The organism is Stakelama pacifica (assembly GCF_004361835.1).
Taxonomy (GTDB): Bacteria; Pseudomonadota; Alphaproteobacteria; order Sphingomonadales; family Sphingomonadaceae; genus Sphingomonas; species Sphingomonas pacifica.
In genome coordinates this window covers 121,356-132,943 of sequence record NZ_SNWD01000007.1, presented here as the reverse complement: position 1 = coordinate 132,943, position 11,588 = coordinate 121,356, and the positions used below count along the sequence as shown (strand labels likewise).

Sequence of the window (11,588 nt, the reverse complement as noted above, 5' to 3'; positions counted from 1 at the left end):
GGAGCCGCGTCAGCGCAGCTTGGCGATGTTCAGCTTGTCGGCCTTGGCGCGCTCCTTCACCGATTCCTCGCTGCGGGTCAGCGCCTTGGCGATTGCCTTCAGCCCCATTCCCTTTTGCGCCAGCGTGTGGAGCTTCTGCACTTCATCCTGCCGCCAGGGCTGGCGGTGCCGTTCGAATTTCTCTGCCATGGCGGGGCTTTTAGACCATTCGGCGCAGGCGCACCATCGCCTCGTCCAATGCCTGTAAAAAGCGCGAACGGTCGGTTTTGCTGAACGGCGGCGGGCCGCCCACCACATCGCCGCCGGCGCGCAGATCGGCCATGATCGCACGCGTCGCCACCGCTCCGCCGATCGAATCCATCGTGAAGGGCTTGCCGTTGGGCGCGATCACACTCGCTCCGGCCTTCAGGCACCGTTCGGCGAGCAGGATATCGGCGGTAACGACGATGCTGTTCGCCCCGGCACGTTCGGCGATCCAGTCATCGGCGGCGTCGAAGCCGTCGCTCACCACCACCCGCTCGATCCGGTCAATCGGCGGCACGCGCAGCCGGCTGTTGCTCACCACCTTAACCGGCGCGGCATAGCGTTCGGCCACGCGATACACTTCCTCCTTTACCGGGCAGGCATCAGCATCGACGAAGATCGTTACGGCATCGCTCATGCACGCATCATACCGCTTCACGGAACGTATCGCACGCCGCCGGGTCGCCCGATTGCAGGCCGGTGCGCAGCCACTTCATCCGTTGCTCCGATGTGCCATGGGTGAAGCTGTCGGGCACGACACGTCCCTGCGCCTCACGCTGCAGCGTATCGTCGCCGATCGCATTGGCCGCGCGCATCCCCTCCTCGATATCGCCGGGCTCCAACCGGTCGCGGTTGCGCGCTGCCCAGACACCGGCAAAGCAATCGGCCTGAAGCTCCAGCCGGACCGAAAGCGCATTGCCCTGCGTCCGGCCCAGTTGCGCCTGTCGCTGGGCAACCTCGCCCGATGTGCCGAGCAGATCCTGCACATGATGGCCCATTTCATGCGCGATGACATAGGCTTTGGCGAAATCGCCTGCCGCGCCATAGCGGTTCTTCAGCTCGTCGAAAAAGCTGGTGTCGATATAGACGCCGTCATCGCTGGGGCAGTAAAACGGCCCCATCGCCGCCTGCGCCTCTCCGCAGCCCGACCGGCCCTGCTCCTGATAGAAGTTGATCGTCGCCGGCGTGTAGCGCTGCCCCGATTGCGCGAAAATATCCTGCCATGTGCTGTCGGCGAGCGCCATCACCCGGCACGCGAACAATTCGTCGGGCGTGTCGCAGGGGACGCTGCGCCCGGCAGTTTGTTGCGAAGGCGTTTGGGTGCCGGTGCCGGAGGGCGTGCCCCCGCCGCCGAGATAGAGATACGCCACCGCCACGATGCCCAATATGGCGATCGTGCCGCAGCCGAGTCGACGCCCCAATAGCAGGGGCAACAGGCCCAGCAGCCCGAATCCGCCGCCGCCACCGCCGCCCCTGCCCAGATCGCGCGCATGTTTCGTCGGATCGAGATCGTCGAGCCGCATTCTTGTCCTTTCGCTAACCCCTGACAGTGAAAGGACAATGCGCGAACGCCCGCACCGTTGCACGACTTTATCCGCCACGCTTACTTGATGCAGCGCAGCACCAGCGCCATCTATCGTGCATGGCCGATGCTGATCCTTCGCCTTCGCGGCGCAAAAGCTCCGACGCGCTGCCCCTTCCGGATTGCGTCGCTCTGGTCCTTCAGGGCGGCGGCGCGCTGGGCAGTTATCAGGCCGGAGTGATCGACGCGCTTTCTGATTCGCGAATCGATGTGAACTGGGTCGCGGGCATTTCGATCGGTGCGGTCAACGCCGCCATCTATGCCGGCAATCCGCCCGAACGCCGGGTCGAGCGGCTGACCCGGTTCTGGGAGGAAGTGACAAGCGCCCTGCCCAGCTTTCCCATTCCCAACTGGGATACGGCACGCGAATTCACGCATGAATGGTCGGCCGCCTCGGTTATGGCAACGGGGGTTCCGGGCTTTTTCCGACCGCGCCCCGTCCCGCCGATGTTCGCGATTCCGGGTACTGCGGAGGCGCTCAGCTTTTACGATACCTCGCCGCTTGTGGAAACGCTCGACCGGCTGATCGACTGGGATTTGCTCAACAACGGACCGGTTCGCCTGTCGGTCGGCGCGGTAGATATCGAAAGCGGCAATTTCCGCTATTTCGACAGCAGCGAAATGCAGATCGATGCCCGGCATGTGATGGCGTCGGGCGCGCTTCCCCCCGGCCTGCCCCCGGTCGAAATCGACGGGCGGCATTATTGGGACGGCGGGCTCGTGTCCAATACCCCGCTCGCTTATGTGCTGGAAAATCAGGCGGCACCGATGCTGGTATTTCAGGTCGATCTGTTTTCGGCCACCGCCGCGCCGCCGCGCACCCTGCTCGACGTGATGGCGCGCGAGAAGGAAATCCGCTTCTCCAGCCGGACACGGCAGGTTTCCAATCTCTATATGCGCGAACGCGCGATGCGCGCCGCAGTGCGCAAGGTGCTGGATAAGCTGCCCGGCGATCTGGCCGGGGATCCCGATGTCGCGGCGCTGCGCGATATCGCGACCGAACTGCCGGTTAATCTGGTCCAGCTGATCTATCGCGCCAATGCCTGGGAGGGGGGCAGCCGCGATTTCGAATTTTCACGCCGTACGATGACGGACCATTGGCGGTCCGGCCATGCCGCCGTGGGGGAGACGATGGCCCGTTCGCGTCTGGTGGCGCAGAATATTCTCAACGGGAAAACCGCCGCCTTCGACCTCACCCATCACTGATCCAAGCAAGGAGTAGCAAGGCCATGTTTCTGAAGGGCAAAAGCGTCATCGTCACCGGTTCCACCTCCGGCATCGGGCTTGCCTATGCCAAAGCGTTCGCGGCCGAGGGCGCCGCTGTGATGATCAACGGTTTCGGCGATGAAGGCGAGATCGAGAAAGAGCGCGCCGCGCTCGCCGAAACCAGCGGTGCGAAGGCGCTGTACGACGCCGCCGACATGACCAGGCCCGAGCAGATCGCAGCGATGGTCGATCGCTGTCATCAGGAACTGGGTGGCCCCGATATTGTCATCGCCAATGCCGGTATTCAGCACGTCGCGAAAATCGAGGATTTTCCGCCTGAGAAATTCGAGGCAATCATCTCGATCAATATGAAATCGGCCTGGTATCTGTTCCGCGCCGCCGTGCCGCATATGAAGGAAAAGGGCTGGGGCCGCATCCTGTCCACCGCCTCCGCCCATAGTCTGGTCGCGAGCCCGAACAAGAGCGCATATATCATGGCGAAGCACGGCATTGCCGGGCTGACCAAGACTCTGGCGCTGGAAACCGCGACCGATGGCATTACCGTCAACTGCATCTCGCCCGGCTATGTCTGGACCCCGCTGGTCGAGGATCAGATTCCCGACACGATGAAATCGCGGGGAATGACGCGCGAACAGGTGATGAACGATGTCCTGCTCTCGGCGCAGCCGACGAAGGAATTCGTGATGCCTGAACAGGTTGCGGCGCTCGCGCTGTTCCTGTGCCGGGATGAGGCAAAGGCGATCACCGGCGCCAATTATTCGATCGATGGCGGCTGGACCGCCGAATAATTACCGAATCCGGTCGAAAGCCTCGACAGAAGGGCTGCTTCGGTTAGGCTGTGCGCTTCCATTTGGGGGAGTGTATATGGCGTGGAGCAGGCTGGTCGGCATTTCGATAGGGGTAATCGTGCTGGGCGGGTGTGCGCATCGCACATCCGCTCCGGCGGATAAGCCCGCGCCGATCGCCAGCGCCCCTGCTTCCGGAGAGGCCAACGCCGTCAACTGGCGTCAGGTCGCGACCGATGCCGATCGCGCCCGGCTGCGCAACTGGCGCGACACATGGATCGAGGCACTTGCCGAGGCACGAAGCGCCGATCCGCAAGCGATTGCCGCCGATCCGGCGCTGTTCGATCCCGACCGCGCGCTTACCGATCCGCTGCCGCCGCCCGGCGATTATCGCTGCCGCACCGTGAAACTCGGCTCCGCGCAGCAGGGGCTCTCGCGCTATGTCGATTATCCGGGCTATCCCTGCCGGATCGAACGCGAAGATGATGTGCTCAGCCTCACCCGTTATGGCGGGTCGCAGCGGCCCGTCGGGCTGATCTTTCCCGACACCGCCGCGCGGGGGGTGTTCCTCGGCACGCTGATGCTGGGTAACCAACATCGCGCGCTCGATTATGGCCGTGATCAGGACCGCGACATGGCGGGCTTTGTGGAGCGTATCGGAGATGCGCGCTGGCGACTGGCGCTGCCCCGGCCTGCGTTCGAATCGAAACTCGACCTGATCGAAATCACGCCCGCGCCGTGAGGCGGATGGCGGGCTGCCCGCCCGGCCCGCATCCCGCCGCTACACCATATCCTGAAGGTTGCGCGGCTGCACCGCCGCATCTTCCCGCTTTTCGGGGCGGATATAGATTGAGGTCAGCTGCGGCACCGCGACACGCAGCGAATCCTCGATTTCTTCGATGATCGTCTCAGCCGCACCCATCGACACACTGTCCTCGAAATCGGCGCTCACTGCGGCAAAGATACCGTCGGGCGAGGTGTGGATGGTGCGGACATGATTGACGCCGACAACCGCCTCATGCGCGCCGACGATACTTCTGATCTTCTCGACCACCCGACTATCGGCGCGCTCGCCGATCAGCAGTCCCTTGGCCTCACGTGCGAGCAGCAGCGCAACCGCGCCGAGGATCAGGCCGATCACGATCGACGCAACGCCGTCGATCCGCGCATCGCCGAAATAATGGCTGGCAAAAATACCGAGCGCCGCAACGACCAGTCCGGCACAGGCGGCGCTGTCCTCGAACAGCACCACGAAACCGCTCGGGTCTTTCGATTCGCGTACCGCCTGCCACCAGCCGAGATCGCCCTTGGCCGCGGCGAATTCCTTGACTGCGATTCCCCAGGACGCCCCTTCCATCAGGAAAGCGACACCAAGCACGATATAGCTGAGCGTTGCATCCTCCAGTTCGGAAGGATGTTTGATGTGGCGATAGCCCTCATAGATCGAAAAGCCTGCACCGATCGCAAAGATCAGGATCGCGACGACAAAAGCCCAGAAATAGAGTTCGCGGCCATAGCCGAAGGGATGCGCCTCGTCCGGCAGCTTCTTGGCGCGATGCTCGCCATAGAGCAGCAATATCTGATTGCCGCTGTCCACGACCGAATGAAAGCCTTCGGTCAGCATCGAGGACGAACCTGAAAGCGCCGCCGCGATGAATTTCGCGACGGCGATCCCGATATTCGCGGCAAGCAATGAAAGCCTTCGGTCAGCATCGAGGACGAACCTGAAAGCGCCGCCGCGATGAATTTCGCGACGGCGATCCCGATATTCGCGGCAAGCGCGGCATATAGAACGATATGCTCGCGCCAGCCGTCTTTCTTATGCGCTACTTGGCCTGCCATGGGTCAGGCTGCCGCCCCATGGTCAGTCATTCGCCATCGTCTTCATCTTCATCCTGACGACGCCGGCGCTCTGCCTCTTCATCATAGCCCGAGGACGGCGCCGGATCGCTGGCATGCACCGGCTGAGTCGTGGCGGGCGGATCGGAGGCGTCCATTGATTCCTCGACACCTGCGTCGAGCCGCGCCTGCTTGCTTTCCGGATTGCGTTGCAGCCGCTCCTCGATGGAGGAGTGCTTCTGGCGCTTCGCGGTCTCCGCTTCGCTATCGGGGTCGGGCGGCGCGACGGACATGCCGCCCATTGCGCGTTCGTCCACTCCGGTTCCGGTCTTGTCGGCCATGTTCAGTCTCCCGATTGCTTTTGCGACCAACGAGCAAGCGGGTGCCCCGTTCCGCCGGGGCCAGGCGATTACAAAAGATCAATAAAAAGGCCCGGCGAGGTTCCCCGCCGGGCCTGATTGCATCCGCGTTCGCGAAAGGGCCGCGCTTAGCTGCGCTGGCTTCCCATGATGCGAAGCAGGAAGAGGAACATGTTGATGAAGTCGAGATAGAGGTTCAGCGCCCCCATAATCACGACCTTGCCCATCATGTCGGTTCCGGCGACATAGTCGTACATGCTCTTGATCTTCTGCGTGTCATAGGCCGTGAGCCCCGCAAAGATCAGCACGCCGAGGATCGAAATCACCAGATCCATCACGCCCGACTGAAAGATGAAGGCATTGAGCAGCATCGCGACAAGCAACCCGATCACGCCCATGATCAGGAACGTGCCGAGACCCGACAGATCCTTCTTCGTGGTATAGCCGTAGAGGCTGAGCCCGGCGAAACCGGCGGCGGTCGCGAAGAACGCCTGCGCGATCATCGTGCCGGTATAGACGAGAAAGATCGTCGAGAGCGACATGCCCATCAGCAGCGCAAAGCCCCAGAACAGCGCTTGAAGCGTCGAGGTCTTCATTTTCGCCTGACCGAAGCTCATCGCGAATACGATGCCCAGCGGCGCAAGCGACACGATCCAGCCGAGCGCGGTCATCCGGCCCGTCTGCATATCGACCAGCGAGCCGACCGCACCCGACAGGGCGAACACCATCGCGACGATGCCGGTCAGCAGCACGCCCGAGGCCATGTAATTATACACCGAAAGCATATAGGACCGCAGCCCCGCATCATACGCGTCGGAGCGCGTACCTGCGCCCGTCGCATAGCGCGCGGCGGTCGGTCGGGGATCAGACCAATTTGCCATCATAAACTCCTTTGCCCAGGAATATTCCCGGATGCAGGGAATATCGGTCGGCACGCGCGTTATTTCAAGCAAAACCGGACACAGCGCGCCTGTTACAAATTATTGCAGAAAGGACATGGGGATGCACCGCCTGTTCGTCGGATTACGCCCGCCGCCCGCGATGCGCGAGGCCTTACTCGCTGCGATGGGCGGGATCGATCGTGCCCGCTGGCAGAGTGCCGAACAGCTGCACGTCACCCTGCGCTTCATCGGGGAGGTCGAGCGCCCGCTGGCCGAAGAGATTGCGATCGCGCTGGGCAATATCCGCTTTCCCGCATTCGACCTTGCCGTATCGGGGGTGGGGTCGTTCGACACGCGCGGACGGCCGCATTCCGTCTGGGCCGGAGTGAAGCCGCACGAAACAATCGCGCGGCTCCACCGCAAGGTCGATCAGGCGCTGGTCCGTAGCGGGCTGGAACCGGAACGGCGGGCCTATCTCCCGCACATCACCCTCGCCCGGCTGAACAGCGCCTCCGGCCCGGTCGACCGGTTTCTGGACCATCATGCAGACTTATCCACAGCCCCGTTCCGGTTCAACAATTTCCTGCTGTTCGAAAGCACGCTGGCGAGCGAAGGCGCGCGCTATGAGGCGATCGCGCGCTATCGCCTCGATCCCTGACCGCCGGTTTTCCACGACTTGTCCACATTGTGGATAACCCCGCTGTGCACAGACCGTATTGTGGACAAATGCGCTGTGAAAACTGTGGATAACGGGGATAATCAGGATCACAGCGGCGACCAGCCCGGCGGCGCGAGTTCGAAACCGGCAAAGTCGAAGCCCGGTACGACGACGCAGCTCACCAGCGTCCACCCGCCCAGCGGCCGCGCCGCCTGCCACCAATGCGCCGGAACCCGCCGCTGCGGGCGCTGCCCCTGATCAATCGCGGGTCCGGCGAGCAAGGTTTCGACCGGCGCGTTCCCGGCCTCGGCAAGATCGAGCGCGAGCGGCGCGCCCGCATGCCAGAACCACAGCTCCTCTGCATCAACCCGGTGCCAGTGCGAGCGCTGCTCCGCCTCCAGCAGGAACAGGATCGCGGTACCGGGCGAACGTTCGTCCGGCCCCGCCGCCGCGCGCCAGGTCTCGCGATACCATCCGCCCTCGGGATGCGGAGCCAGGCCCAGCGATTCGATCAGCGACGCTGCGCTTATTTCGGTCATGAATGTCGCCTTTCACTTTGGTTCACAAAGAATTTTCACACGGCATTCGCCCCGTCAAACCACTCGGTCCGCCGTATCTGCACGCCATCGTTCATTTCGTTCATGCAACCTCCATGTGCCGGAGACGTTTGTGCTTTCCGTATGGCGTCAGGCGGTTCGGATCGACCGGACGCAGATGCCGGATGAAGGTTTGTCCATGAAGGGCGGCGCGATGCCGCCGCTATCGGAACGGAAACGACGCGACGCCTTCATGTCGCGTTTGCCGGTTCCAAGGGAGAAGACGATGCGCAAGATGATGATTGTGATGAGCGCCGCGGCAATGCTGCCGCTGGGCGCATGTGCCGGAAACGGTCTTGGCGGCATGTTCGGCGGCGGCGATACCTATGCCAATCGCGGCGGCTATTATGACGCATCGCGCTATTATCGGGACGGTGATTATCGCGCCCGTCCGCTGGGCCGCAACGACACCATCTATCGCGGCTCGGACGGCCGTTATTACTGCAAGCGCGACGACGGCACCACCGGCGCGGTCATCGGCGGCGTTGCAGGCGGCGTGCTGGGCAATATCATTGCGCCGGGCGGTTCTAAGACGCTGGGCACGATCATCGGTGCTGCGGGCGGCGCGATTGCCGGGCAGCAGATCGATAAGGGCGATGTGAAGTGCAAATGAGGATTTGCCAATGACCGTCAAGACTGCATCGGCACGCTATGACGGGATGGGCAAGGATGGCCGCGGCCATATCTCGCTCCAGTCCGGCGCGATGAAGGATCAGCCTTATGGGTTCAACACCCGGTTCGGAGACGATCCGGGCACCAATCCCGAAGAGCTGATCGCCGCCGCGCATGCAAGCTGCTTTACCATGGCGCTCAGCTTTGCGCTCGCCAAGGAGGGCTATGAAGCAGGCACGTTGGAAACGCACGCCAAAGTGACGCTGGAAAAGGACGGTGACGGGTTCAAGATTACCCGTTCCGACCTGTCGCTGACGGCAACGGTCGAGGGAATCGACGCCGACACATTCGCCAGGATCGCCGAAGGTGCGAAGGCGAATTGCCCGGTGTCGAAGCTTCTCGACGCGGAAATCACACTCGAACATGATTTGAAGGGCTAAAAAGGCACTTCAAACCGACAGCGCCAGTATCGCGTTTGCGAAAGGCCGTGTAGCGTATCGGCCATGCTACGCATACTGACGCTGTCGACGCTTTTTCCCGATGCGTCTCGTCCCAATTTCGGTATTTTTGTCGAGCGGCAGGCGCGAGGTCTCGCGGCGCTTCCCGACGTCACGGTGAAGGTCGTCGCGCCCGTCGGGCTCCCTCCTTTTCCGCTTGCGATGGCCAGCCGATATCACGCGCTTTCCGCGCTATCACAACGCGAGGAGTGGCACGCGCTGGACGTCTATCGCCCGCGTTTCACCAACATTCCCGGCACCAACGGCCGGTGGCATGTTACGATGCTGGAGCGCGCGCTGATCCCGCTGCTCGACCGGATCCGACGCGATTTTGCGTTCGACGTGATCGATGCGGAATTCTTTTTCCCCGACGGTCCCGCCGCACTCGCGCTGGGGCAGCGCTATGGCGTTCCGGTGTCGATCAAGGCGCGGGGCGCTGACATCCATTACTGGGCCGGTGCGCCGCATAGCGCCGGTCAGGTTGCGATGGCCGCACGCAATGCCGACGGCTTGCTGGCGGTGTCGGCAAGGATGGCGGAGGAGCTGATCGCGCTGGGCGCCGATCGCGAGCGTGTCCGGGTGCATTATACCGGGGTGGACCGCGACCGCTTCGGTACCGAAAGCCGGGCAGAGGCCCGCGCCGCGCTGAACATCGACGGCCCGCTGGTTCTGTCGGTCGGATCGCTGATCCCCCGCAAACGGCACGATATGGTGGTCGAAGCGGCCGCGCGCCTGCCCGGCGTCGCATTCCGGATCATCGGCCATGGCCCCGAGCGAGGCGCGCTGCAGGCACAGATCGACCGGCTTGGCCTGGCTGAGCGGGTGAAACTGCTCGGCGCGCTGCCACATGCCGAACTGCCACGCTGGATGGCTGCGGCGGATGTCATGGCACTTGGCTCGCAAAGCGAAGGTCTCGCCAATGCATGGATCGAGGCACTGGCCAGCGGAACGCCGATCGTCATTCCGGATGTGGGCGGCGCATCGGAGGTGGTGAACCACGCGGCTGCGGGGCGTATCGTCGCGGCGAGCGCCGATGGCTTTGCCGCCGCGATCGCCGATCTGCTGTGCGACCCGCCGCCCGCCGATCTGGTCAAACAAGCGGCGGCGCGGTTCAGCTGGGAAACCAACAGCGACGCGCTATACGATCATCTGCACGCGCTGGTCGCCGCGCACCGCGAAGCTCAATCCAGCGGATAAAGCGCGGCAGCGACCCAGCGCAATTCGGCGCGCAGCACGCCCCAGGCGCGCGCCGCTGCCCGGCTGTCCATCGGCTCCACCCCGACGCCCTTCGCCTCCAGCGCGGCGACGAGCGCCTGTGAGGGGCGGCGCATCGCGGTGCCGGTGCCGAGGATCAGAAATTCGGGCAGCGGATCGAGCGCGAGAACCGGGGCGAGGTCTTCGATGGTCAGCGACTCCAGTGCCGGGGGCGACCATCCGTCCGCACGATTGGGGGTGATGGTCAGCCCTTCATACACGCCTTCATCGACGCGAAAGCCGCGACCGACAATGCCGGTGATCAGCGGCCCTTCGGACCGCTGGTCGCGGTCCATCCGCATCAGCGCTGCTCCTTGCTCACCCGCTCGGCACCGCTGGGCGCGGCATCGCGCGGCACGAAGCTGTGCGAACCGACCTTCGCCCAGATCAGGATCGGGTTGGCGATATAGATCGACGAATAGGTGCCGATGACGATGCCCAGCAGCATCGCAGCGGAGAAGCCGAAAATGACCTCCGGCCCCAGCAGCACCAGCGTCGCCAGCGCGATGACCAGCGTCAACGACGTGACGATGGTCCGCGACAGCGTCTCGTTCGCCGACAGGTTGAGCAGCGGCACAATGTCCATCTTGCGATATTTGCGCAGATTCTCGCGGACACGGTCATAGACCACGATCGTATCGTTCAGCGAATAGCCGATGATCGTCAGGATCGCGGCAATGATGTTCAGGTTGAACTCAAGCTGAGTCAGCGCGAAGAATCCGAGCGTCAGGATAACGTCATGCGCAAGGCTGACCAGCGCGCCGATGCCGAACTGCCATTCGAAACGCAGCCAGATATAGACTGAGATGGCGAGCATCGCGAGGCCGAGCGCCAGCGCGCCCTTTTGAAACAGTTCGTTCGACACCTTGCCCGACACGGTTTCCGCCGACCCGACCTTGGCGCCGGGATAGTTGGTGTCGATCAGATTGCGCAGCGCAGCGCCTGCCTTGCTCGCAGCGGCGTCGCCGCCCTCTGGCACGGGCTGGCGAATTGACACCGTATTGGTGCCTGCGAACTCCTGAATCGTCGCATCGCCATAGCCGAGGCCGTCGACCTTGTTGCGCAGCTCGTTGAGCGACACGGGTTGCGCAAAGGTCACGCGGACCATCTGCCCCCCGGCAAAGTCGATACCGAAATTCAGGCCGCGCACTCCGACCAGCACGATCGAGCCGATGATCAGCAGCAGCGAGATCGCAGCTGCAACCTTTCGCGCGGCAAGAAAGTCGATATTCGTATTTTCAGGGACGAGTTTTAACGGACGCATGGGTTCAGTC

General features: G+C 63.2%; 17 protein-coding genes. 7 read left to right on the top strand and 10 right to left on the bottom strand.

Going from position 1 to position 11,588, the window contains the following annotated elements; genetic code table 11:
* Window positions 1-9 precede the first annotated feature (9 nt).
* Genes EV664_RS11430 through ypfJ form a run of 3 tightly spaced genes read right to left on the bottom strand, consistent with a single transcriptional unit; the run spans window position 10 to window position 1,547 of the window.
* The gene (locus tag EV664_RS11430; RefSeq protein ID WP_133495848.1) at window positions 10-189 is read right to left on the bottom strand and encodes a hypothetical protein; all 180 of its coding nucleotides are present in this window, start codon (window positions 187-189) and stop codon (window positions 10-12) included.
* 10 nt (window positions 190-199) lie between these two features.
* Complete coding sequence (locus tag EV664_RS11425) at window positions 200-661, bottom strand: YaiI/YqxD family protein (RefSeq protein WP_133495847.1); 462 nt, start codon at window positions 659-661, stop codon at window positions 200-202.
* A 7-nt stretch (window positions 662-668) separates the two neighbouring features.
* The gene (gene ypfJ / locus EV664_RS11420) at window positions 669-1,547 is read right to left on the bottom strand and encodes a KPN_02809 family neutral zinc metallopeptidase (protein WP_133495846.1); all 879 of its coding nucleotides are present in this window, start codon (window positions 1,545-1,547) and stop codon (window positions 669-671) included.
* Window positions 1,548-1,666: 119 nt separating this feature from the next.
* Between ypfJ and EV664_RS11415 the strand changes: the two genes are divergently transcribed.
* The 3 genes from EV664_RS11415 to EV664_RS11405 all read left to right on the top strand — a co-directional run bounded on the left by EV664_RS11415 (window position 1,667) and on the right by EV664_RS11405 (window position 4,360).
* On the top strand, window positions 1,667-2,812 hold the full coding sequence (locus EV664_RS11415; protein WP_133495845.1) for a patatin-like phospholipase family protein: 1,146 nt from the start codon (window positions 1,667-1,669) through the stop codon (window positions 2,810-2,812).
* Between the two features lie 23 nt (window positions 2,813-2,835).
* Window positions 2,836-3,621 (top strand): 3-hydroxybutyrate dehydrogenase, encoded by a 786-nt coding sequence (locus EV664_RS11410; RefSeq protein ID WP_133495844.1) that lies wholly within the window; start codon window positions 2,836-2,838, stop codon window positions 3,619-3,621.
* 76 nt (window positions 3,622-3,697) lie between these two features.
* The gene (locus EV664_RS11405; protein ID WP_133495843.1) at window positions 3,698-4,360 is read left to right on the top strand and encodes a DUF4893 domain-containing protein; all 663 of its coding nucleotides are present in this window, start codon (window positions 3,698-3,700) and stop codon (window positions 4,358-4,360) included.
* A 39-nt stretch (window positions 4,361-4,399) separates the two neighbouring features.
* Here the strand turns inward: EV664_RS11405 and EV664_RS11400 are convergent, their stop codons facing one another.
* From EV664_RS11400 to EV664_RS11385, 4 genes are all read right to left on the bottom strand, one after another.
* Window positions 4,400-5,311: a cation diffusion facilitator family transporter gene (locus EV664_RS11400; protein ID WP_133495842.1), complete on the bottom strand. Its 912-nt coding sequence runs from the start codon at window positions 5,309-5,311 to the stop codon at window positions 4,400-4,402.
* Window positions 5,236-5,460, bottom strand: coding sequence for a cation efflux transmembrane domain-containing protein (locus EV664_RS19785; RefSeq protein WP_133495841.1), 225 nt, complete (start codon window positions 5,458-5,460; stop codon window positions 5,236-5,238). The genes EV664_RS11400 and EV664_RS19785 overlap by 76 nt, the downstream gene beginning before the upstream one ends.
* 26 nt (window positions 5,461-5,486) lie before the next feature.
* Window positions 5,487-5,798, bottom strand: coding sequence for a hypothetical protein (locus EV664_RS11390; RefSeq protein ID WP_133495840.1), 312 nt, complete (start codon window positions 5,796-5,798; stop codon window positions 5,487-5,489).
* A 146-nt stretch (window positions 5,799-5,944) separates the two neighbouring features.
* A complete protein-coding gene (locus tag EV664_RS11385; protein ID WP_133495839.1) occupies window positions 5,945-6,697 on the bottom strand; it encodes a Bax inhibitor-1/YccA family protein in 753 nt (250 codons plus the stop codon).
* Window positions 6,698-6,818: 121 nt separating this feature from the next.
* Here EV664_RS11385 and thpR point away from each other — a divergent pair, with 121 nt between their 5' ends.
* Window positions 6,819-7,355: an RNA 2',3'-cyclic phosphodiesterase gene (gene thpR / locus EV664_RS11380; RefSeq protein WP_133495838.1), complete on the top strand. Its 537-nt coding sequence runs from the start codon at window positions 6,819-6,821 to the stop codon at window positions 7,353-7,355.
* 107 nt (window positions 7,356-7,462) lie between these two features.
* Here thpR and EV664_RS11375 read toward each other — a convergent pair whose 3' ends face one another.
* Entirely contained in the window at window positions 7,463-7,894 is a 432-nt protein-coding gene (locus EV664_RS11375) for a cupin domain-containing protein (RefSeq protein ID WP_133495837.1), read from the bottom strand.
* 283 nt (window positions 7,895-8,177) lie between these two features.
* Between EV664_RS11375 and EV664_RS11370 the strand changes: the two genes are divergently transcribed.
* From EV664_RS11370 to EV664_RS11360, 3 genes are all read left to right on the top strand, one after another.
* Window positions 8,178-8,564, top strand: coding sequence for a glycine zipper 2TM domain-containing protein (locus EV664_RS11370; RefSeq protein WP_229668229.1), 387 nt, complete (start codon window positions 8,178-8,180; stop codon window positions 8,562-8,564).
* 10 nt (window positions 8,565-8,574) lie between these two features.
* The gene (locus EV664_RS11365; RefSeq protein ID WP_133495836.1) at window positions 8,575-9,003 is read left to right on the top strand and encodes an OsmC family protein; all 429 of its coding nucleotides are present in this window, start codon (window positions 8,575-8,577) and stop codon (window positions 9,001-9,003) included.
* 63 nt (window positions 9,004-9,066) lie between these two features.
* Window positions 9,067-10,257: a glycosyltransferase gene (locus tag EV664_RS11360; protein WP_133495835.1), complete on the top strand. Its 1,191-nt coding sequence runs from the start codon at window positions 9,067-9,069 to the stop codon at window positions 10,255-10,257.
* Here EV664_RS11360 and EV664_RS11355 read toward each other — a convergent pair.
* Both EV664_RS11355 and secF read right to left on the bottom strand, forming a co-directional pair.
* Window positions 10,242-10,616 (bottom strand): Mth938-like domain-containing protein, encoded by a 375-nt coding sequence (locus EV664_RS11355; protein ID WP_133495834.1) that lies wholly within the window; start codon window positions 10,614-10,616, stop codon window positions 10,242-10,244. The genes EV664_RS11360 and EV664_RS11355 overlap by 16 nt on opposite strands.
* Window positions 10,616-11,578, bottom strand: coding sequence for a protein translocase subunit SecF (gene secF / locus EV664_RS11350; protein WP_133495833.1), 963 nt, complete (start codon window positions 11,576-11,578; stop codon window positions 10,616-10,618). The genes EV664_RS11355 and secF overlap by 1 nt, the downstream gene beginning before the upstream one ends.
* Window positions 11,579-11,588 lie beyond the last annotated feature (10 nt).

Coding starts and splice junctions, on each gene's coding strand:
- EV664_RS11430 (WP_133495848.1), bottom strand. CDS start 189: ATGGCAGAGAAATTCGAACGGCACCGCCAGCCCTGGCGGCAGGATGAA.
- EV664_RS11425 (WP_133495847.1), bottom strand. CDS start 661: ATGAGCGATGCCGTAACGATCTTCGTCGATGCTGATGCCTGCCCGGTA.
- ypfJ (WP_133495846.1), bottom strand. CDS start 1,547: ATGCGGCTCGACGATCTCGATCCGACGAAACATGCGCGCGATCTGGGC.
- EV664_RS11415 (WP_133495845.1), top strand. CDS start 1,667: ATGGCCGATGCTGATCCTTCGCCTTCGCGGCGCAAAAGCTCCGACGCG.
- EV664_RS11410 (WP_133495844.1), top strand. CDS start 2,836: ATGTTTCTGAAGGGCAAAAGCGTCATCGTCACCGGTTCCACCTCCGGC.
- EV664_RS11405 (WP_133495843.1), top strand. CDS start 3,698: ATGGCGTGGAGCAGGCTGGTCGGCATTTCGATAGGGGTAATCGTGCTG.
- EV664_RS19785 (WP_133495841.1), bottom strand. CDS start 5,460: ATGGCAGGCCAAGTAGCGCATAAGAAAGACGGCTGGCGCGAGCATATC.
- EV664_RS11390 (WP_133495840.1), bottom strand. CDS start 5,798: ATGGCCGACAAGACCGGAACCGGAGTGGACGAACGCGCAATGGGCGGC.
- EV664_RS11385 (WP_133495839.1), bottom strand. CDS start 6,697: ATGGCAAATTGGTCTGATCCCCGACCGACCGCCGCGCGCTATGCGACG.
- thpR (WP_133495838.1), top strand. CDS start 6,819: ATGCACCGCCTGTTCGTCGGATTACGCCCGCCGCCCGCGATGCGCGAG.
- EV664_RS11375 (WP_133495837.1), bottom strand. CDS start 7,894: ATGACCGAAATAAGCGCAGCGTCGCTGATCGAATCGCTGGGCCTGGCT.
- EV664_RS11370 (WP_229668229.1), top strand. CDS start 8,178: ATGCGCAAGATGATGATTGTGATGAGCGCCGCGGCAATGCTGCCGCTG.
- EV664_RS11365 (WP_133495836.1), top strand. CDS start 8,575: ATGACCGTCAAGACTGCATCGGCACGCTATGACGGGATGGGCAAGGAT.
- EV664_RS11360 (WP_133495835.1), top strand. CDS start 9,067: ATGCTACGCATACTGACGCTGTCGACGCTTTTTCCCGATGCGTCTCGT.
- EV664_RS11355 (WP_133495834.1), bottom strand. CDS start 10,616: ATGCGGATGGACCGCGACCAGCGGTCCGAAGGGCCGCTGATCACCGGC.
- secF (WP_133495833.1), bottom strand. CDS start 11,578: ATGCGTCCGTTAAAACTCGTCCCTGAAAATACGAATATCGACTTTCTT.